General features: G+C 53.7%; 1 protein-coding gene. It reads left to right on the top strand.

The features are described from left to right. The first annotated feature begins 29 nt into the window (after positions 1-29). On the top strand, positions 30-395 hold the full coding sequence (gene rpsM, locus GPA27_RS28435) for a 30S ribosomal protein S13 (RefSeq protein WP_008906516.1): 366 nt from the start codon (positions 30-32) through the stop codon (positions 393-395). Positions 396-447 lie beyond the last annotated feature (52 nt).

Raw genomic sequence — 447 nt, 5'->3', positions numbered from 1 at the left:
GGTTGATTGGAAAGTATTAGAGGACGCATATGGCACGTATCGCTGGCATTAACATTCCGCCGCACAAGCACGCGGAAATCGGTTTGACCGCCATTTTTGGCATTGGTCGCACCCGCGCTCGCAAGATCTGCGAAGCAACTGGTATCGCTTACTCCAAGAAGATCAAGGATCTGACGGACGGCGATCTGGAAAAAATTCGCGAACAAATCGAGCAGTTCACCATTGAAGGTGACCTGCGCCGCGAAACCACGATGAACATCAAGCGTTTGATGGACATCGGCTGCTATCGTGGCTTCCGCCATCGCCGCGGTCTGCCAATGCGTGGTCAGCGCACCCGTACCAATGCTCGCACTCGCAAGGGTCCGCGCAAGGGTGCAGCTGCACTGAAGAAATAAAGATTGAAAGATCATCATGGCTAAGTCTCCTGCCAATAACGCAGCTCAGCGC

Origin of the sequence: Aromatoleum toluolicum (genome assembly GCF_012911005.2) — a bacterium.
GTDB lineage: Bacteria > Pseudomonadota > Gammaproteobacteria > Burkholderiales > Rhodocyclaceae > Aromatoleum > Aromatoleum toluolicum.
This window is presented reverse-complemented; position numbering and strand designations above follow the sequence as displayed.

Bases quoted from the DNA above. Each gene is read 5' to 3' on its own strand.
- rpsM (WP_008906516.1), top strand. From the start codon at position 30: ATGGCACGTATCGCTGGCATTAACATTCCGCCGCACAAGCACGCGGAA.